Consider the following 26,004-nt stretch of genomic DNA (forward strand, 5'->3'; position numbering starts at 1 on the left):
GTTGCTGGCTGTGATGTAGGGACCTCTTGAGATGCTGGCCGGAGCCATATCGGGTCTGATATGGCTCCGGTTTGATGGAGCTGATGCTAGAATGGATAATGCTGCTTGGGGTCTTCGATTGTGATCCATCGAAGATTGGTAAAACTGTCTATGCCTGCGGACCCGCCAAATCTACCATAGCCGCTGTCTTTGACGCCGCCGAAAGGCATTTGTGGTTCATCTCCCACCGTCGGCCCATTGATATGGCAAATGCCGGCATCAATTTTACGCGCAACCTTGAGCGCGCGGTCGATATTCTGGCTGAATACGGCAGAGGACAGACCATACTCCGTGTCATTTGCAAGCTCGACGGCATGATTGTCATCGCGGGCGCGCACCACGCAGACGACCGGTCCGAATGACTCCTCGCGAAACAGACGCATTGCGGGTGTAACCCTGTCGGCAATCGTGGCTGGCATGATTGTTCCGCTTGCCGTGCCCCCAGTTGTGATTGTGGCACCGGATTCTTTGGCATCGGCAACCAGTTCGAGCACCCGATCAACTGTGCCTTGCGCGACGACAGCGCCCAGAGCGACTTTCTCGCGTGGATTGCCGCTTGGCAATGCTGAAGCCCGTGCCGTAAACCTGGTCACGAATTCATCGGCGATTTTTTCATCGACAATGATGCGTTCGGTGGACATGCAGATTTGCCCCTGATTCATGAAGGCACCGAAAATCGCCGCGTTGACGGCACCATCAAGATCGGCATCATCCAGTACGACCAATGGCGCCTTGCCTCCCAGTTCCAGAAGCACAGGCTTGAGGTGTTTGGCAGCTTCAAGTGCGATGATTTTCCCCACCCGTGTGGAGCCGGTGAAGTTGATCCGCTTAACGAGAGGATGCGATACAAGCGCGTTGACAACTTCCGGTGCGTCATCAGCGCTGTGGCTGACAATATTGAGAACACCTTTTGGCAGACCCGCTTCAATCATTACGTCGCCCAGCATGCGATGCAGGCGCGGGCACATCTCGGACGATTTGAGAACAACCGTATTGCCACAGGCAATGGGCATCGCAAAGGCGCGTACCGCCAAAATGACAGGGGCATTCCATGGCGCCATTCCAACCATGACGCCAACCGGTTCGCGTACGGCCATGGAAAGGGTTCCAGGCTTATCGGATGGAATGATCTCGCCCTTGATCTGAGTTGTTGCGGCGGCGACTTCGCGCAGGATTTTGGCAGCCAACCCGACGTTGAATCCGATCCACGGGGCAGTCGCCCCGGTTTCAGCGATGCCGCAGGCGGTGAATTCGCCGATCCGGGCTTCGAGAAGATCCGCCGCTTTGAGCAGGATGGTGCGGCGCTCGCTCGGGCCGACTTCGGACCATGCTGCGAAGGCAGTTGCCGATGACTTGACGGCCCTGTCGACATCAGGCTGCCGGGCGGCGGGCGCTACAGTGGCCTCTTCTCCGGTGACGGGGTCAATACGGGTAAAGGTCGCGCTGCCCAGTGCCGGAACATCCTGGCCATCTATCAGCAGTCCAATATTCATCTAATCCTCCCATTTTTGGAATTGAGGTGTGTTCAACTGGCGTGGGTTGCCGTTCCGTAGAAGGCGATCTGCACTTTCTTTGCGGCAGCCCGGAGTTTGGCTGCGAGATCATTGGCGATCAGCGGTTCCATCCGGCTTTTTGAACTGAAGACTGAAAGGCCGCAGATCATTTTGCCGGAGGGGTTAAGGACTGGCACAGCCAGCGCATAGACATCGGGCTCCCGTTCACCCCGATTAAAGGCAAGGCCGGACTCTCGAATTTCGTGCAGTTCGGCGATGAGCCCCGACCGGTTTGGCACAAAGCCCTCATTGATCGCCTTGAGCTCAACGCGCTCAAGATAGGCATCAAGCGCGGTTTCACTTAAATGGGCGAGCCACAATTTACCATGCGCGCTGGCATAGGCTTCAAGATGACTGCCAAGCTGTATCGATACGAACATCGGCCGATCCGGCAAGGCACGGGCGATACAAATCGCGCTTTCACCGTCAAAACTGGACGCAAGTGTTGCTTCGCCAACGTCCTTCGTCAGTTGGTCGAGCACAGGCTGCAAGGCGCTGCGCAAATTGTCTGCTCCGGCGGCGCGTTTTCCCAGTTCGGCCAGTTTGTAGCCCAGTCGATAATGTCCACGCGAAACCGCCACGAGCGCGCCCGCAGCTTCGAGGGTTTTCAGAAAACGATGCGCTGTTATCGTATTCAACCCCAGGCGCGATACGACATCGCTTGATCCAATCTGGAGCAGCTGATCGTCGAATAAGTCCAATATCTGGAAGGCCTTAATAACCGATCCATTGGCCTGGCTCATGACGCATTTTTCTCCCTACAGAACGCGATATCCGCAAAATTCCGAAGCGTGTTGACAAACGAAGCGTAACATACCTATCATTAATTGCAATATAAATTTCACATATAGAAATATCTGCGAGAAGCAGAACAAGACGCAAATTCTCGGGAGGAGGAAAACGCGTGGATGTTCGTCCCCAGACTAGCCATTCCATGACCGCGGGAGGTGCGCTCCTTGCGCGTTTGAAAGCTGTTGGCGTGGATTATATTTTTGCCAATTCCGGTACTGACTTTCCCCCGATCATTGAGGGGCTGGCTGAAGCCAAGGCGAATGGAATAGCTTTGCCGGAGGCGCTTGTTATTCCCCACGAGTCAGCCGCTGTCGCAATGGCGCATGGGTACTATCTCGCATCAGGCCGCCCTCAAGCGGTGATGGCGCACACCAATGTTGGCCTTGCAAATTGCGCCATGGGCGCCATCAACGCCGCGGCGGAACAAATCCCCATGCTGCTGTTGTCGGGGCGAACGCCAACGCTTGAAAAGGGTCGGTTCGGTGCCCGAACAGCGCCCATCGGTTGGGGGCAGGAGATGCGCGATCAGCATGCGCTGGTCCGTGAAGCTTCCAAATGGGACTATGAACTCCGCTTTCCGGAGCAGATACCAGATGTCGTTGATCGGGCATTTGCCATTGCAAATTCCACACCGAGAGGTCCGGTTTACGTCAGTGTTCCGCGCGAAGTGTTGTGCGAGGTTGTTGACTATGAAGGCCTGACCGCGCCCAGTCGAGTGGCGTCGTCTGTTTCTGCGCTCGATTTTGATGGCGTGGCTGAGCTGGCGCAAGCCATCCGGGATGCGCGGCGGCCGCTATTCGTGGCGCAAAAAGGTGCTGGGACAGAACAGGGTTTTGCTGCCCTTGATCGCATAGCCCGAAACTGGGCTATCCCCGTCAGCCAGTATTGGGCAGTGCAGCTTGCACTTGCGACTGATCATCCTTTTTCGACCGGTGCGGAAATCGCGCCATGGATCAACGATGCTGATCTGATCGTCGTCTTGGATTGTCTGGCGCCGTGGTCTCCTGCAATCCATGAACCGAAAGCAGATTGCCGGATTTTTCAGGTCGGCGCGGATCCGCTCTACGAAAGGTTCCCATATCGGAATTTTCCTTCGGATCGGACCATTACCAGCGAGGTTGGTGCATTTCTTGTTGCGTTGGAAAAGGCCTTGGAGGAGTTGGGCGTCGAAAGCGGCCATTATATCCAAACCCGCCGCGAAGACGCACAGGGCCGTTGTCGCACGCGACGCGAAAAGGTGATTTCCAAGGCTGAGACCGGGCAGGACTCCGGTATAACCAAGGATTATGTCAGTCTCTGCCTTTCGCGAGCTGTACAAAACCACGAAGCGTCGGTTCTGTCGGAGCTCGGTTGCCCGTTGGAGCCGCTGACATTGAACAGGCATGGAAGCTGGTTTCAGGAACCGCATTCTGGTGGTTTGGGCTGGTCGTTTCCAGCCGCTCTGGGCATGAAACTGGCAAAAGCTGACCGACTGGTCGTCGCGACCATGGGCGATGGCTCCTACATGTTCGCCAACCCTGTGGTCTGTCATCAGATTGCAGAAGCCCTGGGTCTTTCGATCGTGGTTGTGGTGGTAAACAATTCCGAGTGGGGTGCGGTGCGGCAGTCGGTCGCCGACCTTTACCCGGAAGGCTATGCAGCGCAGGCCAACATCATGCCTCTGACCTCGCTGGGACCGACACCCGATTTTGCGATGGTCGCACAAGCCAGTCGCGCTTTTGCACAGCACGTTAAACGAGCGGAAGATTTGCCGGCGGCTTTGGAGGCTGCTGTCACCCATGCGTCAGCGAACAAGGGGCTGGCGCTGGTAGAGGTCAACGTCAAGCCGTGAATGGTTGTCGAGCATTATGACTGCTCGGCACTTGGGAGGAAGCCATGAATATGCTGGTTAGAAGCGATTTAGCAGGCGATACAATTGCGCGGGTAGAGGCTATCCCGGTCTTTCTGCCGTGCGAGTTGAAAATCGGTGCAATTCATCGCTCGACTGAATTGTCTGCCGTGGTGGTTGAGATTGAAACCGCCGACGGTGCCATTGGACACGGTTTTACGGCGATTACCGATGAAGAGGTGGTGAGCGCTGCCGTCAACAGCCTTGTTGCACCCAATCTTGTCGGCATGCCTGTAATGTCGCGTGAGGCCGTGGCAGAACGCCTTTATTGGTTGCTCAGCCCTCGTGGGCAAACCGGTTATGCAAGTCACGTCGCCTCCGCAATCGACATTGCACTGTGGGATATAGCGGGAAAGAAACTGCAGATGCCGGTTTGGCGTCTGTTGGGTGGTGCGCGCAGCAAGGTCGAAACCTATGTAACGTTTGGTTTCGCCGCGCTTGATCGGGAGGAACTCGCGGAAGCGGCAGCTCACCTCTCCCGCCAGGGGCAGAAACGGTTGAAAATGGTCGTTGGCCATCATGCGCTGGCGCGTCGTGATAGTGGTCGTTCGCTTGATGCGGTCATTCGCGAAGATGAGGCCAGAATTCGCGCAGTGCGCCTGGCGGTTGGTGACGATGTCGACCTCTTCATTGATGCCAATTGCAGTTTGGACAAATTTCACGCGCAACTTCTGGCAGAACGGATTGCCGATTGCGATATTCGGTTCTTCGAGGAGCCCCTGCGTGGAAACGATGTTGGAAGTCTGGCGGACCTTCGCCGCAAGATTAGAATTCCGGTAGCTGCTGGCCAGAACGAGGGGCAACTGTTTCGGTATCGCGATCTACTCATGCATCAGGCTGTTGATGTGTTGCAGCCGAATGTCTGTATCGGTGGCGGCTATACGATGGGTGCCAAGATCGCGGGCATGGCGCAGGCCTTTAACACCACAATCGACAATGGTGGGGCATTTCCTTTTCACAATATGCATTTGCACGCAGCCATGGCCAATGGCGGTCTGGTTGAATGGCACCTCGTCTCGGTTGAACTGTGCAAAGGGGTCTTTGAAGGACTGACGGCTCTGGGAGAAGGCGAGATTGCTCTGCCGGAAACTCCGGGTCTGGGCTTTTCGATGTCGCCTGAACGCAAGGCGGAACTGTTGAAAATGCCGACGTCGATGGGACGTGGAAAAGGATGATTGTACCTCTGCTTCATCTGTTGGGATGAGCAGGAATACTGATGGAAAGCAAACCACTGGGAGGATGGAATGCGTTATTCGACTGCATTTTTGGCATTGATCGCGGCTATGTCGTTTTCGGACATCGCACAGGCGGAATGGAAACCGACACAGGATCTTGAATTCGTGGCAGGTGCGGGGCCGGGCGGTGGGACCGATCTGTTTGCGCGCACAATCCAGTCTATAATTCAGAAGTATGATTTGGCGGATGTGGATGTCGTCGTGACGAATAAGCCAGCCGGTGCTGGAAGCGAAGCCTTCATGTATGGTGTCACCGGCGGCAAGGATCCTTATAAGCTCTTGTTCGGAAACAATAATGCGTGGCTGCTGCCAATGAAGGCGAGGGTCGGCTATTCGATGGACGATCTGACACCAGTCGCCAGCATGGCCAGAGATGTTTTCCTGCTCTGGGCCAACAAAGATAGCGCCTACATGACCTATCAGGATGTGGCGAACGCCGCTAAAGATAATTCGGCACCTTTGAAGTCTGGTGGCACCCAGTCCAAAGACGGTGATGAGATTCTCGTGCGCATGATTGCGGCAGAGGCAGGCGGCAATTTCATTTACATTCCTTTCAAGAGTGGAAGTGAAGCCGCTGTACAGCTGGCCGGCGGGCATGTCGACATCAATACCAATAACCCGTCGGAAAATGTGGGACAGTGGGCTGGTGGTGCGGTGAGGCCAATCTGCGTTTTTGCAGACGCCAAGCTTGAGGACACGAACAAAGTGTATGACGGGCAGGGCTTTGGAGATATTCCAACCTGTGCAAGTCAGGGCAGCAAAATACAATCCTACGAGATTCCGCGAACGATCTTTTCCGCAGCGAAATTAACCAACGAGCAACAGGCCTATTTTCGCGATCTTCTGTCGAAAGTGCGCGAGAAGCCGGAATGGCAAGCCTATCTGCAGAAAACCATGCAGGGCGATCTGTTTTTACAGGGGTCTGAACTTCAGACTTATGTCGATCAAGATAGTGCGAGAGCCAGAGCGGTGTTTGAGCGTGAAGGTTGGCTTGTCAAATAGGGCAAGCTTTGTGCGGCCGCGTTCAAGCCGCGCTGTCTACTGGAAATGGGAGAGACCGATATGGACGATACCAGGAAGGTATTGCTAACGCGCTTTGCTGCCGAAATGTTTGTGGCAGCACTGCTCGTCGCTATAGGCGTACTCGTTGCTTACGGTGCCGCCGGTCTGGGTTATGGCTGGACATCCAGCGGCCCGGACTCAGGCTATGTACCATTCTATCTTGGATGGGCAATAGGGCTCGCCGGTATGGGGATCGCGATTTCGAGCTATCTCGAACGTGAGCGTTATAGAGCCAGAGTTTTTCTGACACTCGATGGCGCGCGCGATGTCCTGTCGTTCTTCCTGCCCATCATAGGACTGGTCGTTGCCAGTTATCTTCTGGGCATCTACTGCGCGGGCCTGATCTATCTGTTTTTGACTATCCGGTTTCAAGCCAAGGCTTCGACTTTGAATGCGCTTTTGATCGCTCTTCTCGCAGTTGGTCTTTTCTATGTGATGTTTGAGTTCTGGTTTCGTATCCCGCTATTGAAGGGGCCGATCGAACCTCTTCTCGGATTGTGAGGTGGAAATAATGGAAAACCTCGAAAATCTTCTGCACGGCTTTTCGATCGCTATTAGCGGCTATCATATATTCCTCATGATTGCAGGCGTCATGATGGGGCTTCTCGTCGGCGTTTTGCCGGGGTTGGGTGCGCCCAATGGCGTGACGCTTTTGTTGCCTTTGACATTCTCGATGGAGCCCGTCTCGGCCATCATCCTGCTAACCAGTATGTACTGGGGCGCACTCTTTGGTGGATCGACCACATCGATCCTGTTCAACATCCCTGGCGAACCATCTTCGGTGGCAACCACATTCGATGGTCATCCCATGGCCAAGCGCGGTGAGACTACCGAAGCATTGACCTATGCATTTTCCTCCGCAGGTATCGGTGCGTTGTGCGGGGTGGCGCTGATCACGGTTTTATCGAGCTGGATTGCTTCCTTCGCGCTCAGCTTTTCACCGGCGGAATATTTCGCCGTCTATTTTCTCGCTTTTTCCTGCTTTATCGGGTTCGGTTCCGGGTCGATGCTGAAGAGCGCTGCAGTAATTGCGCTTGGTTTTGCACTCACATCGGTCGGAATGGATACCGTTTCAGGTGAAGTGCGGTTGACCTATGGCTTTTCTGAACTGCTGCGCGGGATCAGCTTCCTCGTTGCCGTGATAGGCCTCTTCGGCATCGGAGAGCTTTTGCTGACGATGGAGGAAGACCTGAAATTCGATTCCGTGAAATCAAAGCTTGAAATCCGTCGCGTTTTCAAAACGATTGCAACGCTGCCGCGATATTGGGCAACATATCTGCGTTCCCTCGCCATTGGCTGTTGGATGGGAATAACACCGGGAGGGCCAACGGCGGCTTCCTTCATGAGCTATGGTGTCGCGCAACGCTCCGGCAAAAAGAAATTCGGAACCGGTATTCCAGAAGGTATCATCGCGCCGGAAACCGCCGATCATGCCGCCGGTTCTTCGGCGATATTGCCGATGCTGGCACTTGGAATTCCAGGTTCTGCAACCGCTGCCGTCATGATGGGAGGCCTTTTGATCTGGGGGCTCAATCCCGGTCCGATGCTATTTGTCCAGAATACGGATTTCGTCTGGGGTTTGATTGCCTCGATGTATCTCGGCAATGTCATTGGTGTCATCTTCGCCCTGGCAACGGTTCCCTTCTTTGCTGTCATTCTACGGGTCCGTTTTGCCATCGTGGCACCGCTGATCATGTTTGTATGTTTGATTGGTGCCTATACGGTGGCGAGCGCATCATTCGATATGGTGTTGCTGGCGATATTCGGCGTGGTAGGTTATCTCTTCAAGAAGCTGGACTACCCCATCGCTCCGTTTGTGCTCGCCATGGTGCTCGGTCAGAAAGCAGAGGATGCCTTTCGTCAGTCCTTGATGATCTCCCAAGGGTCGCTTTCAGTCTTCTTTTCAAATTGGCTCGTCGGGAGTGTTATGACCGCCGGGATTGCGATGATTGCCATTCCTGCACTCATCGCTTTGTGGCGCCGCCGCCGACCGTCACTCGTAGAAGAAGTTTGAGGACGCGCCATGGGTTTGATCGGCGTTTCACACACACGTCAGGCGGCTCAACGGCGCCTGCCTCGCATAGCGTTCGATTTTATCGATGGCGGTGCCGGGCGCGAGAATGCGTTGCGTCGGGCCGAAGCTGCATTCAATGCCTTGGAACTCGTGCCGCGTGTTCTGCGGGGTCATACTGAATTCGACACGAGCTGCCGCCTTTTTGGTACGGAACAGTCTTTGCCTTTTGGTATTCCACCGATAGGGCTTGCCGATCTTGTGTGGCCAAAAACGGATATAGCCTTGGCAGCGACTGCCTATCGGCTTGGCATTCCATACGTACTTTCGACGGCGGCATCGACAACCATGGAAGATATCACCAAGGTTAACCCGGATGCCTGGTTCCAGCTCTATGTGGGCGAAGATCAGTCTATCGTGGACAATCTGATTGATCGTGCGGAATCTGCCGGTATCAAAAAACTTGTCGTCACGGTTGATATACCGGCTCCCGGCAGAAGGCTGAGGGATTTGGCGAATGGTTTTACATTGCCCTTGCGTCCCAGTCTTGGAAGCATTTTCAGCTTTGCGACCCACCCAGCCTGGTGTCTTGCCACGTTGCGTGCGGGGTCACCGAAAGTTGCTAATTTTGCGAACTATGCATCGGGGTCGCAGTCCGGCACATCGCTGGCGCGATTGATGGCCCGCCAGACTTCGGGCAGGCTCGACTGGACAATTCTGGGCGACCTGCGGCGACGCTGGAAAGGAACATTCATCGTCAAAGGTGTGTTGAATCCGTCCGACGCCCGAAGAATTGTCGACACAGGGGCGGATGCACTGATTGTTTCCAGCCATGGAGGACGGCAGTTCGAAGCGGCACCGGCGCCATTAGCTGCGTTGCCGGAAATTCGCGCAGCCGTGGGACGACAGATCCCGGTGCTAATGGATGGCGGTATCCGCTCAGGGACCGATATCATTTCTGCACTCGATCGCGGAGCCGATTTCGTTTTTATTGGCCGTCCTTTTCTTTACGCCGTCGCTGCGGCCGGTGTTGCCAGGGGGCCGGAACAGATGGCTGAATTGCTGCGTGCCGAATTGATCAATGCTATGGGGCAGCTGGGATTGGGGTCAATTTCAGAGCTGATTGACCGCTTCAACTAAAAGCCAGTGCCCAAAGCAATGTCATGGGTGGGCGCTCCCAGCATCAGGCCACAGCTTCCCGCCAAACGAAGTGTTCGCCGCCTAGCTCCACGCAATCAAGATGTGGTGCTACATAATCGAGCGACTTGACGGGACTTGGAAGCTCGCCCTCATTGGCGACAAACAATCGACGCTCACGATCTGGATCAGCTACGGGAACCGCCGACATCAGCCGACGCGTATAGTCATGGGCGGGATGCTCAAACACCTGCGAGCGTGTCCCGGTTTCCACAAAGCGACCTGCATACATCACCGCCACACGGTGGCTGATCTGCTCGACAACCGCCATGTCGTGGCTGATGAAAAGATAGGACACGCCTGTCTCGTTCTGGATATCCTGCAGAAGGTCTAAAACCTGCGCTTGAATGGAGACGTCCAGAGCCGCAACACTTTCGTCCGCAACGATCAGCTTCGGTGAAAGCGACAAAGCGCGCGCGATGCAGATGCGCTGCCGTTGGCCGCCGGAGAATTCGTGCGGATAGCGCTTCATCTGGTCGGCAGACATGCCGACGCGACGAAAGAGATATTCGACCCGGTCTTTCAGCTCACTGCCGGATGCCAGACCATGGATCGTCAGCGGCTCACCCACAAGGTCGCCAACCCGCATGCGCGGATCAAGAGAAGCATAGGGATCCTGAAAGATCATTTGAATGTCGCGAAGCACTGGCCGCATCGCCGTGCGGCTCAGGCCCTTTGTGCTCTTGCCGTCAATGCGGATATCACCGCTCCATGGCACCAGATTGAGCAGGGCCTTACCCGTCGTGGACTTGCCGCAGCCCGATTCACCGACCAGTGACAGCGTTTCACCGCGATTGACAGTAAAGGATACGCCCTCCACAGCATGAACGCGCCGAACAGGGCGCTGCAAGATACCGCCCTTTATGTCGAAGCGAACAACCAGATTCTCGACTTCGAGAATAGGGCTGGATGGAGCGGGCGCTGGCTCGGCCTTTGGTTCAGCTGGCGCGCGCTTCGGCTTATCGGTGCCAGTCATTTCGCCCAGCCGCGGTACGGCTGCGAGCAATCGCTGCGTATATTCGTCACGAGGGTGATGGAAGACATCGCGAAGCGGGCCTTGCTCCACTTGCCTGCCCTTGTTCATCACAAGAACATGGTCTGCCATTTCTGCGACGACGCCCATATCATGGGTGATAAGAATGACCGAGATGCCGTTCTCTGCCTGCAGCTTGCGAATGAGCGCAAGTATCTGCGACTGGACAGTCACGTCGAGCGCGGTCGTCGGCTCGTCGGCGATGAGAATTTCAGGCTTCTGGGCAAGCGCCATGGCGATCATGACGCGCTGACGCATGCCGCCGGAAAGTTCATATGGATATTGCAGCAAACGACGACTGGAATCGGAAATCTGCACCTGATCGAGCAAGTCCTTGCAACGCTGTTTCAGCGCGGTACCCGACAGGCTGCCTTTCGGGCCAGCTTCATTGGCGACGGCTTCCGCCAGTTGTAGCCCCACGGTCAGAACCGGGTTCAGCGAGGTCATGGGTTCCTGAAAGATCATCCCGATATGACGCCCGCGCACACTACGCATCTGGTTTTCGTTGAGCTTGAGAATGTCGCGACCGTTCATCATGGCGGTGCCACCGGTCACGCGCGCCAAGGACTTTGGCAAAAGCTGCATCAGCGAGAGCACGGTCATGGATTTGCCGGAACCACTTTCGCCGGCAATGCACAAGGTCTTCCCGGATTGCAGATCGAAGGAAAGCCGGTCGACGACAGTGCGTGCACCGTCAGGTGTCGCAACCTGCGTCACCAGATCTCTTACCTGCAGAAGCGGAGAAGGCGTGTTCATGATTGTGCTCGCTGAGTGATGGAAGAGGGCGGCGGGGACCGCCCCCTCATGCCTTATTCGAAAACGGAACGCGGGAAGTAGAACGACACGACCCAGTTCGGCTGATCGACGATTTCGCTGATGCGCAGATCACCGCAAGCCGAGCAGAGCATATAGGCATCCACCGGGTTAAGGTTCTGCGTCTGGCAAAGAAGGTCGATCATGTTGGAGAGGGCGGCTTTCGCGCCTTCCCACAGATCGGACCCGATACCGGTGGTGACTTCGTAACCCTTGGTATCGAGGTGCCGTGTCACTGGCCCCGGCGTGGTGAACCGGGGCATCTTCAGTGGCGTATCCTTGATGAGATCCAGCGTCAGAGCGACATTCATCGCGCTTTCGATGGCGGTGCCGCAAACTTCGCCGTCGCCCTGTGCCGCATGGGTGTCACCAATGGAGAACAAAGCGCCTTCGACTTCGATCGGCAGATAAAGCGTGGTTCCGGCTGCGAGATCGCGAATGTCGAGATTGCCGCCGACGCGACGCGGCGGCACAACCGAATGCAGGCCCTTTTCCGCCGGTGCAACGCCGATGGTTCCGGCGAACGGTTTCAGCGGAACGCGCGCATGCTCTCCGAAAAGTGCTGGCTCCAGCGTTGTGGGATTGTAGTTCCACAATGCTAGTGCCGGCTCCTTGAAGTCATCAGCAAGAAGACCGAAGCCTGGAATATTTGCGGTCCAGCCGAAGCCCGAAGGCTCAAACTGGTGAATGGTGATTTTCAGGACATCGCCCGGCTTGGCGCCATCGACGAAGATGGGGCCGGTAACGGGATTGACCTTGGAAAAGTCCATCGTCGACACATCGGCGACCGTGCTGCCGCGATGATAGTGGCCTGCACCGCTGTCCAGACATTCGAATTTCAGGGTCGAGCCGGGCGCGACCGTTTCAACCGGCTGGAACGAGTTGTCCCAGCCGAAATGATGATGCCGACCATGAATGGTATATTGGCAATTATTGCACATCTTTTGCATAAACCTCGTCGTAATTGACCGGAATGTGGACAGGGTCGACGAAGATCGCGTCGGGGCCGCCCAGACGTTCAGAGCGAACCGAGAAGCGCTCCTCGTTGAAGATCGGCGCCCACGGCGCGTCGTCCATGATCTTCAGATAGATATCGCGCCACATGGCTTCGCGCTCTTGCTTGCGGGCCGGGTCGACGATGGCGTCGGCTTCCTGCGCCTTCTTGTCCAGCTCTGCATTGCAGTACCATGACCAGTTCCAGCCGCCCTGTACCGCGCCGCTGCAACCCAGGATCGGGCCGTAGAAGTTGGACGGATCGGGGAAGTCGGCAATCCAGCCCATGCCGCCGGACCAGATCATCGGTGCGCCTTCGGGCTCGCCGCCAGCCGCGATGACATTGGCCTGCGCCAGAGACTTGATCGAGGCCTTGATGCCGATGGCGGCCAGATCCTGCTGGATGGCCTGCGCAATGCGCGGCTGCGGATCGGTATTGGCGACGAACAGTTCAGTTTCGAAACCATCGCCCACACCGGCTTCGGCAAGCAGCGCCTTTGCCTTTTCAGGATCGTAAGGATAGCCCTTATAGTCCTTGGCATAGCCCGGCATAGATGGCGGCAGCGGCTGATTGGCCGGAACGGCGCGACCGTTGATGATACGGACGATGCGGTCCTTGTTGATGGCCATGTTGACGGCCTGACGCACCTTCACATTGTCGAAAGGCTTGATCTTGACGTTCATGGTCACGTAGCCGGTGTGCAACTGGCCGCCCTGAATAATCAGGTCCTTGAACTTAGGATCTTTGGTAACTTCGATGAATTTCGCAGGCGGAATGCCATCACCCGGAATGTCGACTTCGCCGTTCTGCAAACGCAGAAGGGCAACGACCGGCTCCTGACCGACTTCAAAGGTAATCTGGTCGAGCTTCGGCAGCGACGGATTGTAATAATCCTTGAAACGTTCGAAGACGATGCGCTGGCCGAGCGTCCATTCGGTCATCTTGAACGCGCCGGAACCAACCGGATGCTTGCCGAAATCTGCACCGTATTTCTCGACTTCTTCCTTGGGCACGACGTGGGCGAAATTCAGCGCCAGCACATGCAGGAAGGTCGCGTCCGGGCGACTCAGTTCGAACTTGATCGTGTAAGGATCGACAACGGTGATGCCGGAGAGCGTCTCCGCTTTGCCTGCGGATGCATCTTCAAAACCGACGATGGAGCCGAAGAAACCAGCGCCGGGGCTCTGGGTCTTCGGGTTGACGACGCGTTCGATGGAATATTTGACGTCATCGGCGTTCAGTTCGCGACCATTGTGGAACTTCACGCCCTTCCGCAATTTGAAGGTGAAGGTCTTGCCGTCGTCGGAGATTGTGTAATCTTCCGCGATTTCCTTGCGCAGATTGGTGGTGCCCGGCTCGTAGTCCATTAGACCGTCGAACAGCGACTTGATCATCGACCAGTTCTGCCAGTCATAGCCTATGGCGGGGTCGAGCGTCGAAACGTCGTCCTTATAGGTGACGATCATCGAGCCACCCTGCTTGATGTCGGCGGCTTGCGCGCCGAACGAGATGGCGAGGCCAAGCGCCAGCGCCGATATGCCGGATAGAAAAGTCTTTTTCATCGGTGTCCCTTTCTCTGGAGTCTTTTGGTTTCACCGCAGCTTGATGCGCGGATCGATCAGTGGAGTGATGAGGTCGGCGATGAGATTGCCGAGAACGATGGCGAAAGCGGAGACAATCGTGACGCCCATGATGATGGGAATATCCACGCGTTGGATTGCCTGCCAGGCAAGCTGGCCGATGCCGGGCCAGCCGAACACGCTTTCAACGACGACAATGCCCGACATGAACAGGCCGATGTCGATGCCGATCATCGCGATGATCGGCAGTATGGCGTTGGGCATGGCGTGACGCAGCAGGATTTTCCAGCGTGCCAGCCCCTTGGCGCGGGCAGTGCGGATATAATCCTGACGAAGAACGTCGAGCAGCGAGGAACGCATCATGCGCGAATACCAGCCTGCGCCCAGAAGGCCGAGCGTCAGCGAAGGCAGGACGAGATGCATGAACGTTCCGTAGCCGCCAATCGGGAACCAGCCGAGCTTAACCGCAAACACGTAGAGCATCAGAATGCCGATGACGAATTGCGGTGCTGAAACGCCGACGAAGGAAAAGATCATTAGGGCATTGTCGGTGCGGCTGCCGCGCCGGGTAGCGGCAATGACGCCCATCGTGAGACCGATGGCGAGTTCCGAGAAGATGGCTCCGGCCATCAGCAGCAGGCTTGCGGGCAGACGCGACCAGATCAGCGATGCCACTTCGGTTTTCTGCAGATAGGAGCGTCCGAGATCGCCTTGAACGAGGCCCCTCAAATAACGCAGATATTGCTCATAGAAGGGCAGGTTGAGGCCAAGCTGCTCGCGAATATTTTCGACCGTCTGTGCGGTGGCGCTGCGACCGGCAATCTGGCGCGCCGGATCGGCGGGCACCAGATAAAGCAGGATGAAGGTTACGAAGCTGATGCCGATCAGGATCATCACCGTCTGGATGAGGCGGCGGGCAATATAGGCGAGCATCAGTGATGTCCCTGCTGTGTTGGGTCGAGCACATCGCGCAAGGCATCACCGACGAGGTTGAAGGCCAGCGCCAGCAACAGGATTGCCACGCCCGGAATGAAGACGAGCCAGGGTGCACTCGTGAAATAGGTCTGGTTTTCGAAGATGATATTGCCCCAGGAGGCCGTCGGCGGCTGCACGCCAATGCCGAGGAAGGACAGGGTCGCCTCCAGTAGAACGGTGGTGGCGATACCGAGCGTTGCCCAGACGATCATCGTGGAAAAGAGATGCGGCAGGATGTGCTTCAGGATGATGCGGGGCGCGCCCGCACCCATGGCACGCTCGGCCTCGATGAAATCTCGTTCGGAGAGAGACCGGGTTTCCGTGTAGAGCACGCGCGCAATCTGAACCCAGTTGACCATGGCGATCACCATTGCGACGATCCAGAGGCTCGGCTTGAAGATTGCCGCAAGCACAATGGCCAGCAGCAAAGCGGGGAAGGCCATCATCAGATCGGTAAAGCGCATCAGCACGGTTTCTACCCAGCCACGGAAATACCCGGCGCAAATGCCGACAGTCGAACCGATGAGCACGGCAATGCCGTTGGCCACGACGCCGATGATCAGCGATGTCTGCGCACCATAGATCAGGCGGGAGAAAAGATCGCGCCCGACGAGGTCGGTGCCGAACCAGAATTTCAGATTGGGCGCGAGCGGCGCGCCTTCCAGCGTCAGCCCGTCGAAGAACTGTTCGTTCGGATCGAAGGGGACGATCCAGGGCGCGAAAATGGCGGCGGCGACAGTGACGACGATGACGACAAGGCCGAAAGCGGCCAGCGGTCGGCGGATGATGCGGCCAAGAACGCCGCGTTCGGCTTTTTTCTGGCCGACCGGAAGAGTGTCAAGCGCGCTCACGATCGTTCCCTGTCTGCTTTTCGTTCAGAAAGCGCCGGGCAAAGGCCTCGACACTGACGCGCTCCGCCATCGCGGCAAGGCGCAGTTTCTGATAGGCCTGTCTGGCGGAGATATTGTCTGCTAACATTAGGATTGCCGTGGCCTGCGCAATGGCTTCGCGCCCGGCAAGGCTTTCGCGCAGTTCGCCAATTTCGGTTGCCAGCGCATGGCGACGCTGGAAATTATGCATGGCGATGACCAGCGCGCTATAGACGCCCGCATTGCCGATTGGCTTCAAAAGCTGCGCATCGGCACCCTGATTGAGCGCCCAGCCGATCCGGCCCGGCGCTTCCGAGCCGATCAGGGCGACGGTGGGCACAGGCGCCTGTTGCGGCGGCCACGGAAACTGCTCGTCATATCCCATATCGACATCGAAAAAGACGACGTTGAACCGGGAGATGTCGGCGTGCTCAGGCAGGTCCGGCCAGCATTCCACAGCGTCCACGCCGATGCGGCGCAACTGCTGCACAATCGCATCGACATTGGTGTGGCGGCGATGAACGATCAGCGCGGTCCAGTTTTCGAATGCGCCCCAACTGGCGACGGTGAAGGCCGGGTCTGTCATAGTCATTTGACGAGCCTCAGAAAGCCGGGCTGGTGGCCGGGATTGACGGATGTTTGCAGATGCGTTCGCGCCATGAACGGGTCCGGTTGAATGGCGACCTCGGCCTCATGCACGATTTCAAAGCTGCAATCTTGTCTGGCCCGTCCGATATGCGCGGGCAGGGCGATATGGTTTGTTCGCGGCTCGACCAGCACATCGCCAAGCGGCGTGCTGGTGGGGTGCGTCTGGACGGCGGCAAGCACTTTTTCGACATCGTCGGTGCCAGCCCGCTCAATACCGGCGGCGATCATCAGGACGCTGGAATAGGCCTGGGCGAAGATGGCCGATAGGCTACCGTCAAAGCCGTTGCTTCTGACGGCTTCCAGAAAGGCGCGATTGGTTTCGCCCGGCAGCGTGCGGAAATAGCAGCTTACGCTATAATTGCCCGCGGCGGCATCGCCGACATGCTCCAGCTCGCTTTCATAGAGATTGCAGCTCAGAACCGGCCTGACATCGGTGCGGAAATCGCGGTTTTTGCGGCCCAGTTCTGCATAGGCGCGCAGGAACGTGTAGGACGATTCACCGATCAGATTGTTGAGGATGAAGTCGGGCTTCTTGCTTTCGATTTCGCGGATGAGATGGTTGATATCCGTGTCGCCGATTGCAATGGCGCGCTCTCCGAGAACCTCGCCACCCGCGGCATTCAGCATTTCGCGGGCGAGGCGATTGGTTTCCCAACCCCAGATATAGTTTGAACCGAGCAATATGGCGCGATTGCCGAAGCGGGGAACGATGAAGTCGATCAGCGGTACAAGATGCTGATTGGCGCAGGCCGCCGCATAAACGACGCGGTCGCTGGCCTCAAATCCCTCATAGACGCACGGATACCAGAGCAGTGTATCGCGCTTTTCGACAACGGGAATGACTTCCTTGCGGCTCCAGGATGTGGTGCAGCCGATGATGTGTTTAACACCCTTTTGCGAGATCAGTTCTTCGCTCAGCGGCGCATAACGGTCAGGGTTACCACTTGGGTCGGCGATGCGCGGCACGAGATTGAACGGAAGCGCACGATCATTGACGGCCTTGATCGCCGCCATAGCTCCGCAATAGCCCTCGTAACCCAGCTTTTGATAAGGACCGGAGTGCGAAAACAAGACGCCGACAGGGATGTCAATTTTGTTGTTTTGAGACATGCAGAAAGCCAAACAAAAAAACCCCTCCGGAATTTTCAGATTCCGAGAAGGGCCCAAATGCCAAGTAACAATTTGACTGAGAAATTACTGAATTTAGCGCAATTCCGTCAAGCTATTTCTTTTTGCCGGTATTTTGAGCAATATTGTTAATCGATAGGCAAATTCAATCCATGTCAGACGGAAAGACGCGACATTCCATAACGGAGGATGAGCCTCCAATGCGTGAGGCGGTTGAGCCGACGCGTCTTGTCCTAACGAATAAACTTCGACATGGAGATCGACGTGGCCGCGACTTGAACATGATGCGCCAATTCGGCTTCGACGCGTTCGAGTGACCAGCGTGTGGTCGGTGCGGCGATGTTGACAGCAGCGACAGCGCGACCACGTTCGTCGGTGACGGCTGCGGCAACCGAAATATCGCCGAGAACTGTTTCGTTGGCGACGATCGCATAACCCTTCTCAGCCGCCTCCTGAATGCGGGCTTTCAAGCGGCCTGTGTCCGTCACCGTATAGGGCGTCAGCGACTTCAGTACAGAGCGTTCGAAGACGTCTTCCTGTTCTTCCGGCGAACGGTGGGACAGAATGACCGTGCCCGATGCCGTGAAAAGCGCCGGCAGGCGACTGCCGACCATGATATCGACATTGACGAGATGCTGACCCGGAAAGCGTCCGACATAGACAATTTCGGTCCCATCCAGTTCCTGAAGGTTGGCGGTTTCGCCGACCGTGCGGCTGATCTCCAACAGATAGGGGGCTGCCTTATGGAGGACTTCATGGGCGGAAAGATAGTTATAGGCGAACTGTAGAACCTTGGAGGTCAGGGCGTAGTTGCGGGTATTGTGGACGCGGCGCAGAAATCCAAGCGTCTCCAACGTATGGACCAGACGTTGCGCGGCGCTGCGATCCAGCCCCGCCAGCTTTGCGATTTCCGAAAGCGGCAACTGCCGTTGCGGCCCGTCGAAGACCTGCAGAATCTGAAATGTCTTTTCGGTCGATCCGACGAAAAGGGATGAGCGCTTGGGATCGGCTTCCTCGCGGCCCGTTTCCCCCGACTTTTTCCCTGTATCCGCCTGCATCGACATATCGGCTCTTTCATTTTCCATGTGCTGCAAAAGCGCAGGACCGCAAAGCCCTGCGCTCGAAAGGTCGGATCGCGAACCCGACCTCAACTTTGTATTTGCCTAACTAAAGGCTCAAGAAGCAAGATCGACAGGCGATCTTTCGTACTTGTCCAGAAGACGTGCATATTCCTTCTTCAGCGCTTCGCTCAATTCCGGCTTCGGCTGGCGCAGTGGTGCAAGCATGGTGGGGGCGTTGACATCGATCAGATCCATCACCGACTTCATCGGTCCCGGATTGGTTTCCGCAAAGGCCAGATTCATCAACGGGATCATGTCGCGATGCAGCGCCAGCGCATCAGCGGTCTTGCCCTCTGCGGCGAGATCAAACATCTTGCGCCAGACGCGCGGCAGAAGGTTTGCGGTCACGACGATGCCGCCCGTTGCACCAGCTGCAACATGCAGCGGGAACAGGTGGTCTTCTCCGCTGAGTACGGCGAAAGATGCTGCATCGATGCCCGCTACCACGCGCAGATAGTGGTACATGTCGGTGTTGCATGCCTTCATGCCGATGATGCGCTCGTGACGCGACAGCTCGTGAATAACTTCCGGATCGATTGCGATGCGCGTGCGATACGGGATTTCATAGAGCAGGATCGGCAAGGGAGATTCGTCCGCATAACGAAGGAAATAGTCCCGGATGCCAGCCTGCGTGGGGTTGGTGTAGTAAGGCGTGATCACCAGCAGAGCGTCTGCGCCAGCCGCTGCAAAGTCCTTCGCCGAAGCGATGGCGTCGTGATAGCCGGGATCGAGCACACCGGCGACGACAGGGCCCTTTCCTTCCATCGCCTTGGCCGAAAGCTCGACAAAGCGGTTGCGCTCGCGGCGAGCCAAAGCGCCATATTCACCCGTTCCGCCAAGCGGAACGACACCGTCCACGCCCTGCTGCTTCAGCCAGGCGAACAGCGCATCGGTCGCCTTCAGGTCGATCGTGTCGTCGCTTTGAACCGGGGTGACGAGCGCAGGGAAAATGCCGCGAAGACTGGAAGAGTTGATCATGGGTAGTCCTTTCATGCGAATTCAATAATTGGTTCAGCGGGACATGCTGCGCTGGCGCAGGCGGTCGGCCACGAAGATCAGCACTGAGATAAAGACGAGGAGGCACGTCGATACCGCAGCGATGACCGGCGAGACCTGAAGGGTCACTTCGTCCCAGAACTGCTTCGGCAGGGTTGAGTTCAGGCCGCCCGACGAGAACAGCGCGATGGTCAGTTCGTCGAAGGAGGTCGCGAAGGCGAAGAGGAAGGCCGAGAACATGCCTGCCGCCAGCATCGGGAAGGTGACATAGGCAAGGCTCTTCACCGGGCTGGCGCCGAGGCTCTGGGCAGCGAGATCAAGACGCGTATCGTAGTTGCGCAGCACCGCCACCATGGTCATGACCACGTAAGGTACACACACCACCGTATGACCGATGATGAGGCCGAGAGATGTGCCGACCAGCCCGAGTTCTGCGAAGACATAGAACAGGCCGACAGCGATGATGATGCGCGGTGCGACGATGGGCGACAGCACGAAGGCGAGGATTGCTGCCTTGCCGCGAATATTGGCGCGGGCCAGCAGGAAGGCAGCGGGAATGCCGATCAGCATCGACAGGATGCCAGCGCCCAATGCCACGACCAGCGAACGCCACAGGGCCTGCGACCAGACGGGCGTGTTCCACATCTGCTCATAACATTGCATGGTGAAGCCGGACGGCGGCCAGTTCAGTCCAGCGGCGCTGAACGAGATCGGGATCATCATGATGGCTGGAAGGCTGATCATGATGAGCAGAGCCCAGACGAAGCCGCTCAGCAACTTGGGCGAGGTTTCGGCATCGGAGCTTTTGCGGCTGCCGGGAAAGAGCGCGATCAGTCTGTCGCTGATATCGCCAATGATGGCGAGAAACTTTGCACCGGCGCGACGTGCGGCGGTGTCGCGGTTCACATTGATTGCCGAGGTTTCGCCGGTCAGGCTTTCGAAGCCGAAAATCCGGTCATAGATGACGAAGACCGCCAGCACGACCACGAGAAGCAGCACGGAAATCGCTCCGGCCAGACCCCAGTTCAGTGTCTGCTGTACCTGATCGATGATGAGCTGGGTGATCATGGTTTCAAAGCGACCGCCCAGAAGCGCAGGCACGATGAAAAAGCCGATGGAGGTGACGAAGACCATGATGGCGGCAGCCGCCACACCGGGCATGGATAGCGGAAAATAGACCGTCCAGAAGGCTGAACCCGGACGCGCGCCCAGCGTGGAGGCGGCGCGCGGCAGGTTGCGGTCGATATTTTCCATGACCGACAGCATGGTCATCACGGCAAGCGGCAGCATGGCATGCACCATGCCGACCAGAACCGCGCCGAGGCTGTAGATCAGGTTGGCCGGACGGTCGATGACGCCAATGGCCAGCAGGAACTGATTGATGGCACCGTTACGTCCGAGAATCACCACCCAGGCGAAGGCGCGCACCAGAAAGCTGGTCCAGAAGGACAGGAGCACAAGGAAGATCAGCCAGCTCTTGGCTTTCGGGCCTGCGGTGGAGATGAGATAGGCCACGGGATAGCCCAGCACGACCGCAAGCGCGGTCGTCGCCAGCGAAATCTTCAGCGTGATCCACAGGACGTTGAGATAAAGACTGGAGGCGAAAAGCTGCTGATAGGCGGCGAGCGAGAATCCGTCGCGACCGATAAAGCTCAGCGACAGCAGCTTGCCGACGGGATAGACGAGGAAGGCCAGCAGAAGCACGATCAACGGCGCGATCATCAGCGAATGCTTGATCCACAGCGGCTTCGGCGGTTTGCTGGTACGGGTCGGAAGCGCGCTCATGGTCAGGCCTTCCCGTTGCCGGCAATGGTGACCGCGTCGGTGCCGTGCCACGAAAGTGCAAGCACGTCGCCGATCTGGAAAGCGCGACCGGAAATACGGGTGGGGAAAGCCGCAACCAGTTCGGGCAGGCTTTCGTCTTCTGCGCGCATATAGATTTTGGTGAGGCTGCCCGTCACCATCACATCGGTGACGGTGGCGCGGAGCGCCGAAGCATTGTTTTCGTCAGCAAGCGCCACAGAAAGGTTCTGCGGGCGGATCATCACATGGATGGAAGCCGAAGCTGCAATCGACCCATTGCTGAGCGCGCGCGCTTCGACGGATTTTGCGCCGATGCGGACTACGGCTTCATCACCCTCGATATTCTCGACCTTTGCAGGCAGCAGGTTCGATTCACCGAGGAAGTCGGCGACGAACAGTGTCCGGGGGCGGAAATAGAGATCGGCAGGGGTGCCGAGCTGTTCGATCTTGCCGGAATTCATCAGGCAGATGCGATCCGACATGGTCATCGCTTCTTCCTGATCATGCGTGACATAAACGATGGTCGCGCCGAGTTCGCGGTGAATGCGCTTGATTTCAAGCTGCATATGTTCGCGCAGCTTCTTGTCGAGCGCGCCGAGCGGTTCGTCCATGAGAATGATCGACGGGCGGTAGACCATGCAGCGGGCAAGCGCCACGCGCTGCTGCTGGCCGCCGGACAGTTCCTTCGGATAACGCTGCGCAATATGCGGCAGGCGGATCATTTCCAGCGCTTCGGTGGCGCGCTTGCGGGCCTCTTCTGCAGCCACTTTGCGCATCTTCAGCGGAAAGGCGATGTTCTCCAGAATAGTCATATGCGGAAACAGGGCGTAGTTCTGGAAAACCACGCCGATATCGCGCAGATGCGGTGCGCTGTAGGTCACGTCCTCATTGCCGATCAGAACAGCGCCGTTATCCGGTCGTGCAAGACCCGCGATTAGGCTGAGAAGGGTTGTCTTGCCCGATCCCGATGGGCCGAGCAGGGTCAGGAACTCGCCTTCCGGGACGAGAAGGTCCGTTTCGGCAAGTGCGATGAAGTCGCCATAGCGCTTGGCGAGTTTCTGGATGGTTAGGCTGGATGAAGACATGGCAATTCCGCTGGGCTAGAGCGCGTTTCGATCGGCTTGAACCGGATCGGCGCTCTAAATTTTTGTTTGAACGAACATCGTATCTGCTCGAAGTGACAGGCCCGGCTGATGCCGGGCCTGTTGCTCCGGTTAGCTCAGGAGCCAGCTATTATAGCGTTCGATGGCCTTGTCCTGATTGTCATACCAATACTGGGCGTTGATCTTGACGCCGTTCTTGATGTGATCCGGGAAGGTGGGGCAGTTCTGCGCGACTTTCGGATCGATGATGTCGAAGGCTTCTGGCTGGGTGACGCCAGCGGCGAAATATTCGACCAGCTGCGCCTGACGCTTCGGATCGGAGGCGAATTTGATGAATTCGCGGCAGGCATCGGCATTCGGCGTTCCGGCAAGGATCGCCCAGTTGTCGAGGCCCCAGATGTTCTGGTCCCAGACGATTTCAACCGGAGCGCCGCCCGACTGCGCCGACTGCGCGCGCGAAACCCAGGTCGGGATCATGTCCACTTCGCCGGAAATCAGCATCTGCTCGACCTGCGCACCGCTGGTCCAGAATACCGAAACGTCCTTCTTGATGCGGTCGAGCGACTTGAAGGCGCGGTCGAGATCGCAAGGATAGACGTCCGCATTGGCCACGCCCTCAGCCATCAGGGCCTGTTCGATGGTGTCGAACGGGTGCTTGCGCAGTGCACGACGGCCTTCAATCTTTTCCAGATTGAAGAAGTCGGCCCAGGATTTGGGCGCATCGCGTCCCTCGAAAGCATCAGTACGATAGGCAAGAACGGTGGTGTAAACATTGTTGCCTACGCCGTAGTCCGACAGATACTGCTTCGGCAGGCTGGCGATGACGGCTTCGCTTTCGAGACCATGCTTTTCGAGATACTTCTTGTCTCCCGCAGTGAGCATGAGGATGGCCGGTTCGCTGATCTTCGCCATGTCCCAGGTGTAGGACCCGGCATCGACCATTGAACGGATCTGCGCGGTTGGCTCCGCATTGGCCTGAACACCCACGACTTCGATCCCGGTTGCTTCCTGGAACGGACGGTAGAAAACGGCACCGTAAGCCTTGGTGTAGATGCCACCGTCATCGCGCACGACGATGCGCTTGTTCTGGGCCTGTGACGGCGTCCAGATCGCAGGGGCGGCAAGAGCGACTGCACCTGCTGCGGTGGTTTTTAGAAACTGGCGGCGTGACCAGGTGGTATTCTTGATTGTCATGTTCGTTCCCTTTCTAAAATGCTGAACCAGACCAATGGTCGGCTCTAACTCATTGTTTTTCGCATTATCCGACGCAAAGCCGCTTCACGCTTCTGCTGGAAATGCTTTCGATTTCAATGCTCCGCCCGTGCTGCTGGTATGAGACGGCCAGGGTTGAACAATCCTTTTGGATCGATGGCGGACTTCACAGCCCGCATCAGCGCCAGATCGGTGGTTGTCTTGTAACGCTCCATTTCCTTGAGCGAGATCTGTCCGACGCCATGTTCGGCGCTGAATGTGCCGCCCAGCGCAAAGGATGCGTCGTTGACGGCATGGCGGATATTGGCTGCGAGCGCGTCGCGGTCTTCCAGCGCCTTCCAGTCGTCGAAGGTAAAGAAAGGAATGAAATGGACATTGCCGTCGCCGAGGTGCCCCACAATGACGAGTGACGCATCGGGTGCGAGATCAAGCACGGCGGCGCTGGCGCGGTCGATGAATTCGGCGGTCGCGGCAACCGGTACGGCGCAGTCGGTGGTCAGGCCGACGCCCGCCTTCTTATTGGCTTCCGAAACGCTATGGCGCACTTCCCACATCGCGGCGCGCTGGGCCTCGCTGCTGGCGATCACGGCATTTTCGATAAGGCCATCCTCGAAAGCCTGTCCCAGCAGGTTTTCCAGCGCAGCGTCGAGATCGTCTTCGCCGCCACTGTCGGACAGTTCGATCAGCAAATGCCAATCATGTTCCGTATCGACCGGCGAACGGCGCTGCGGAACGTTTGCCACCACCAGATCGAGCTGGAGGCGGTTCATCAGTTCATAGCCGGAAAGCTTGGCGCCGTAGCGTTCCTGCACGGTGGTCAGAAGCTTGACGGCGGAATGGGCGCTGGGCAGCCCGGCCCATGCCACCACATGGCGGATGGGTTGCGGATGCAATTTCAATACGGCGGCGGTTATGATTCCGAGCGTGCCTTCGGAACCGATGAAGAGATGCTTCAGATCGTAGCCCGAATTGTTCTTGCGCAGGGCCTTGAGATCGGACCAGACCGAACCATCTGGCAAGACGGCCTCCAGCCCGAGAATGTTTTCGCGGGTATTGCCATAACGCAGAACCGACGTGCCACCCGCATTGGTGGCGATGGTGCCGCCGATCTGGCACGAGCCTTCCGCTCCAAGGCTGACCGGATAGTAGCGTCCGGCGTCGGTTGCGGCGGTATGGATATTGGCGAGCACGCAGCCTGCATCGACTTCCATCGTATTATTGACGGGGTCGACATTGCGGATGCGGCGCATGCGTTCCAGGCTGATGATTACCGGTGCCGGGCCATCCTTTGCCGGTACGGACCCGCCGACCAGACCCGTATTGCCGCCCTGCGGCAATACGGGAACGTCGTGGCGATTACAGCAGGCGACGATGGCCGCAACCTGTTCCGTATTCGCCGGACGCGCAACGCAAAGCGCCTTGCCACTATATCGACCGCGCCAGTCTTCGGTGGCATGCGCCATTTCGGCGGCATCGACGATCACCGCGTCAGCACCGATTAGCTCGATCAGTTCCGCAATCACTGGCACTGTCATTTTCCCATTTAATTGTTATGCGATTACTTCGATTGAAATATGATAGCGGATAATTTTTGTAATGCAATAATGAGTCTTTAATGCCGATAATTTCTCAAAATCTTTAAACAGGGAGCGGAATGAAAAGCGCAAAGCGATACTGCCTTTCTGGAAGCAACTGCAGATGCGCGGTGCAAAAAATTGGATACCCTGATCACGGGCCGCTGTGGGCGGACGTAAAAATTCGCGCGATCATTGCCGCGAAACATCGTCTAGTGGGCAGGGCTGCTCAACACTTATGACGGTAAAATAAACAGTTCAGCTTTTGTTCAAAAATTTGGATAGTTAGCGTTTGGGAGCGCGGCGAGAACGCGCTATCATCAATCAGTTGGCTTCATGATGTCAGTCGAGTGGATTAATTTCCAACATAGATTGAAC

21 protein-coding genes are annotated in these 26,004 nt (G+C 57.1%); 6 read left to right on the plus strand and 15 right to left on the minus strand.

Annotation, left to right across the window (positions count from 1 at the left end; genetic code table 11):
• Nucleotides 1-86: 86 nt before the first annotated feature.
• Both WIX40_RS22175 and WIX40_RS22180 read right to left on the minus strand, forming a co-directional pair.
• Nucleotides 87-1,532, minus strand: coding sequence for an aldehyde dehydrogenase (locus WIX40_RS22175; RefSeq protein ID WP_339442238.1), 1,446 nt, complete (start codon nt 1,530-1,532; stop codon nt 87-89).
• Between the two features lie 32 nt (nt 1,533-1,564).
• On the minus strand, nt 1,565-2,335 hold the full coding sequence (locus WIX40_RS22180; protein WP_339442239.1) for an IclR family transcriptional regulator: 771 nt from the start codon (nt 2,333-2,335) through the stop codon (nt 1,565-1,567).
• 161 nt (nt 2,336-2,496) lie between these two features.
• On the opposite strand from WIX40_RS22180, the gene WIX40_RS22185 reads away from it, so the two are divergent.
• The 6 genes from WIX40_RS22185 to WIX40_RS22210 all read left to right on the plus strand — a co-directional run bounded on the left by WIX40_RS22185 (nt 2,497) and on the right by WIX40_RS22210 (nt 9,720).
• Nucleotides 2,497-4,215: a thiamine pyrophosphate-requiring protein gene (locus tag WIX40_RS22185; protein ID WP_339442241.1), complete on the plus strand. Its 1,719-nt coding sequence runs from the start codon at nt 2,497-2,499 to the stop codon at nt 4,213-4,215.
• Between the two features lie 44 nt (nt 4,216-4,259).
• Entirely contained in the window at nt 4,260-5,447 is a 1,188-nt protein-coding gene (locus tag WIX40_RS22190) for a mandelate racemase/muconate lactonizing enzyme family protein (protein WP_339442243.1), read from the plus strand.
• A gap of 69 nt (nt 5,448-5,516) precedes the next feature.
• Nucleotides 5,517-6,509 carry a tripartite tricarboxylate transporter substrate binding protein gene (locus WIX40_RS22195; RefSeq protein ID WP_339442245.1) on the plus strand — a complete coding sequence of 331 codons (993 nt, stop codon included), beginning with the start codon at nt 5,517-5,519 and terminating at the stop codon, nt 6,507-6,509.
• A 60-nt stretch (nt 6,510-6,569) separates the two neighbouring features.
• Nucleotides 6,570-7,070, plus strand: coding sequence for a tripartite tricarboxylate transporter TctB family protein (locus WIX40_RS22200; protein ID WP_339442247.1), 501 nt, complete (start codon nt 6,570-6,572; stop codon nt 7,068-7,070).
• Nucleotides 7,071-7,080: 10 nt separating this feature from the next.
• The gene (locus WIX40_RS22205; protein WP_140025951.1) at nt 7,081-8,583 is read left to right on the plus strand and encodes a tripartite tricarboxylate transporter permease; all 1,503 of its coding nucleotides are present in this window, start codon (nt 7,081-7,083) and stop codon (nt 8,581-8,583) included.
• 9 nt (nt 8,584-8,592) lie between these two features.
• Nucleotides 8,593-9,720 carry an alpha-hydroxy acid oxidase gene (locus WIX40_RS22210; protein ID WP_339442249.1) on the plus strand — a complete coding sequence of 376 codons (1,128 nt, stop codon included), beginning with the start codon at nt 8,593-8,595 and terminating at the stop codon, nt 9,718-9,720.
• A 43-nt stretch (nt 9,721-9,763) separates the two neighbouring features.
• On the opposite strand, the gene WIX40_RS22215 is transcribed toward WIX40_RS22210, so the two are convergent.
• The 13 genes from WIX40_RS22215 to WIX40_RS22275 form a co-directional block, all read right to left on the minus strand.
• Complete coding sequence (locus WIX40_RS22215; protein WP_339442251.1) at nt 9,764-11,566, minus strand: ABC transporter ATP-binding protein; 1,803 nt, start codon at nt 11,564-11,566, stop codon at nt 9,764-9,766.
• Nucleotides 11,567-11,619: 53 nt separating this feature from the next.
• The gene (locus WIX40_RS22220) at nt 11,620-12,564 is read right to left on the minus strand and encodes an acetamidase/formamidase family protein (protein WP_339442406.1); all 945 of its coding nucleotides are present in this window, start codon (nt 12,562-12,564) and stop codon (nt 11,620-11,622) included.
• A complete protein-coding gene (locus WIX40_RS22225; protein ID WP_339442253.1) occupies nt 12,554-14,179 on the minus strand; it encodes an ABC transporter substrate-binding protein in 1,626 nt (541 codons plus the stop codon). Before WIX40_RS22225 ends, WIX40_RS22220 begins: the two co-directional genes overlap by 11 nt.
• 30 nt (nt 14,180-14,209) lie before the next feature.
• Nucleotides 14,210-15,130, minus strand: coding sequence for an ABC transporter permease (locus WIX40_RS22230; RefSeq protein WP_339442255.1), 921 nt, complete (start codon nt 15,128-15,130; stop codon nt 14,210-14,212).
• A complete protein-coding gene (locus WIX40_RS22235; RefSeq protein ID WP_371834170.1) occupies nt 15,130-15,960 on the minus strand; it encodes an ABC transporter permease in 831 nt (276 codons plus the stop codon). The genes WIX40_RS22230 and WIX40_RS22235 overlap by 1 nt, the downstream gene beginning before the upstream one ends.
• 49 nt (nt 15,961-16,009) lie before the next feature.
• Complete coding sequence (locus WIX40_RS22240) at nt 16,010-16,627, minus strand: ANTAR domain-containing response regulator (protein WP_371834171.1); 618 nt, start codon at nt 16,625-16,627, stop codon at nt 16,010-16,012.
• A gap of 2 nt (nt 16,628-16,629) precedes the next feature.
• Nucleotides 16,630-17,799, minus strand: coding sequence for a transporter substrate-binding domain-containing protein (locus tag WIX40_RS22245; RefSeq protein ID WP_339442259.1), 1,170 nt, complete (start codon nt 17,797-17,799; stop codon nt 16,630-16,632).
• A gap of 251 nt (nt 17,800-18,050) precedes the next feature.
• The gene (locus WIX40_RS22250) at nt 18,051-18,902 is read right to left on the minus strand and encodes an IclR family transcriptional regulator (protein ID WP_339442261.1); all 852 of its coding nucleotides are present in this window, start codon (nt 18,900-18,902) and stop codon (nt 18,051-18,053) included.
• A 90-nt stretch (nt 18,903-18,992) separates the two neighbouring features.
• Entirely contained in the window at nt 18,993-19,916 is a 924-nt protein-coding gene (dapA, locus tag WIX40_RS22255; protein WP_339442263.1) for a 4-hydroxy-tetrahydrodipicolinate synthase, read from the minus strand.
• A gap of 33 nt (nt 19,917-19,949) precedes the next feature.
• The gene (locus tag WIX40_RS22260) at nt 19,950-21,719 is read right to left on the minus strand and encodes an ABC transporter permease subunit (protein ID WP_339442264.1); all 1,770 of its coding nucleotides are present in this window, start codon (nt 21,717-21,719) and stop codon (nt 19,950-19,952) included.
• A gap of 2 nt (nt 21,720-21,721) precedes the next feature.
• Nucleotides 21,722-22,822 (minus strand): ABC transporter ATP-binding protein, encoded by a 1,101-nt coding sequence (locus WIX40_RS22265; RefSeq protein ID WP_339442266.1) that lies wholly within the window; start codon nt 22,820-22,822, stop codon nt 21,722-21,724.
• Between the two features lie 129 nt (nt 22,823-22,951).
• A complete protein-coding gene (locus WIX40_RS22270) occupies nt 22,952-24,034 on the minus strand; it encodes an ABC transporter substrate-binding protein (protein ID WP_339442268.1) in 1,083 nt (360 codons plus the stop codon).
• A gap of 113 nt (nt 24,035-24,147) precedes the next feature.
• Nucleotides 24,148-25,581 (minus strand): FAD-binding oxidoreductase, encoded by a 1,434-nt coding sequence (locus WIX40_RS22275; protein ID WP_339442270.1) that lies wholly within the window; start codon nt 25,579-25,581, stop codon nt 24,148-24,150.
• Between the last annotated feature and the right edge of the window lie 423 nt (nt 25,582-26,004).

Origin of the sequence: Ochrobactrum teleogrylli (genome assembly GCF_037482325.1) — a bacterium.
Taxonomy (GTDB): Bacteria; Pseudomonadota; Alphaproteobacteria; order Rhizobiales; family Rhizobiaceae; genus Brucella; species Brucella teleogrylli.

What these genes read in the sequence shown, in the direction of transcription:
- WIX40_RS22195 (WP_339442245.1), top strand. Translation starts at nt 5,517, where the DNA reads ATGCGTTATTCGACTGCATTTTTGGCATTGATCGCGGCTATGTCGTTT.
- dapA (WP_339442263.1), bottom strand. Translation starts at nt 19,916, where the DNA reads ATGATCAACTCTTCCAGTCTTCGCGGCATTTTCCCTGCGCTCGTCACC.
- WIX40_RS22225 (WP_339442253.1), bottom strand. Translation starts at nt 14,179, where the DNA reads ATGAAAAAGACTTTTCTATCCGGCATATCGGCGCTGGCGCTTGGCCTC.
- WIX40_RS22175 (WP_339442238.1), bottom strand. Translation starts at nt 1,532, where the DNA reads ATGAATATTGGACTGCTGATAGATGGCCAGGATGTTCCGGCACTGGGC.
- WIX40_RS22215 (WP_339442251.1), bottom strand. Translation starts at nt 11,566, where the DNA reads ATGAACACGCCTTCTCCGCTTCTGCAGGTAAGAGATCTGGTGACGCAG.
- WIX40_RS22200 (WP_339442247.1), top strand. Translation starts at nt 6,570, where the DNA reads ATGGACGATACCAGGAAGGTATTGCTAACGCGCTTTGCTGCCGAAATG.
- WIX40_RS22240 (WP_371834171.1), bottom strand. Translation starts at nt 16,627, where the DNA reads ATGACAGACCCGGCCTTCACCGTCGCCAGTTGGGGCGCATTCGAAAAC.
- WIX40_RS22210 (WP_339442249.1), top strand. Translation starts at nt 8,593, where the DNA reads ATGGGTTTGATCGGCGTTTCACACACACGTCAGGCGGCTCAACGGCGC.
- WIX40_RS22220 (WP_339442406.1), bottom strand. Translation starts at nt 12,564, where the DNA reads ATGTGCAATAATTGCCAATATACCATTCATGGTCGGCATCATCATTTC.
- WIX40_RS22190 (WP_339442243.1), top strand. Translation starts at nt 4,260, where the DNA reads ATGAATATGCTGGTTAGAAGCGATTTAGCAGGCGATACAATTGCGCGG.
- WIX40_RS22250 (WP_339442261.1), bottom strand. Translation starts at nt 18,902, where the DNA reads ATGGAAAATGAAAGAGCCGATATGTCGATGCAGGCGGATACAGGGAAA.
- WIX40_RS22270 (WP_339442268.1), bottom strand. Translation starts at nt 24,034, where the DNA reads ATGACAATCAAGAATACCACCTGGTCACGCCGCCAGTTTCTAAAAACC.
- WIX40_RS22245 (WP_339442259.1), bottom strand. Translation starts at nt 17,799, where the DNA reads ATGTCTCAAAACAACAAAATTGACATCCCTGTCGGCGTCTTGTTTTCG.
- WIX40_RS22205 (WP_140025951.1), top strand. Translation starts at nt 7,081, where the DNA reads ATGGAAAACCTCGAAAATCTTCTGCACGGCTTTTCGATCGCTATTAGC.
- WIX40_RS22230 (WP_339442255.1), bottom strand. Translation starts at nt 15,130, where the DNA reads ATGCTCGCCTATATTGCCCGCCGCCTCATCCAGACGGTGATGATCCTG.
- WIX40_RS22260 (WP_339442264.1), bottom strand. Translation starts at nt 21,719, where the DNA reads ATGAGCGCGCTTCCGACCCGTACCAGCAAACCGCCGAAGCCGCTGTGG.
- WIX40_RS22265 (WP_339442266.1), bottom strand. Translation starts at nt 22,822, where the DNA reads ATGTCTTCATCCAGCCTAACCATCCAGAAACTCGCCAAGCGCTATGGC.
- WIX40_RS22180 (WP_339442239.1), bottom strand. Translation starts at nt 2,335, where the DNA reads ATGAGCCAGGCCAATGGATCGGTTATTAAGGCCTTCCAGATATTGGAC.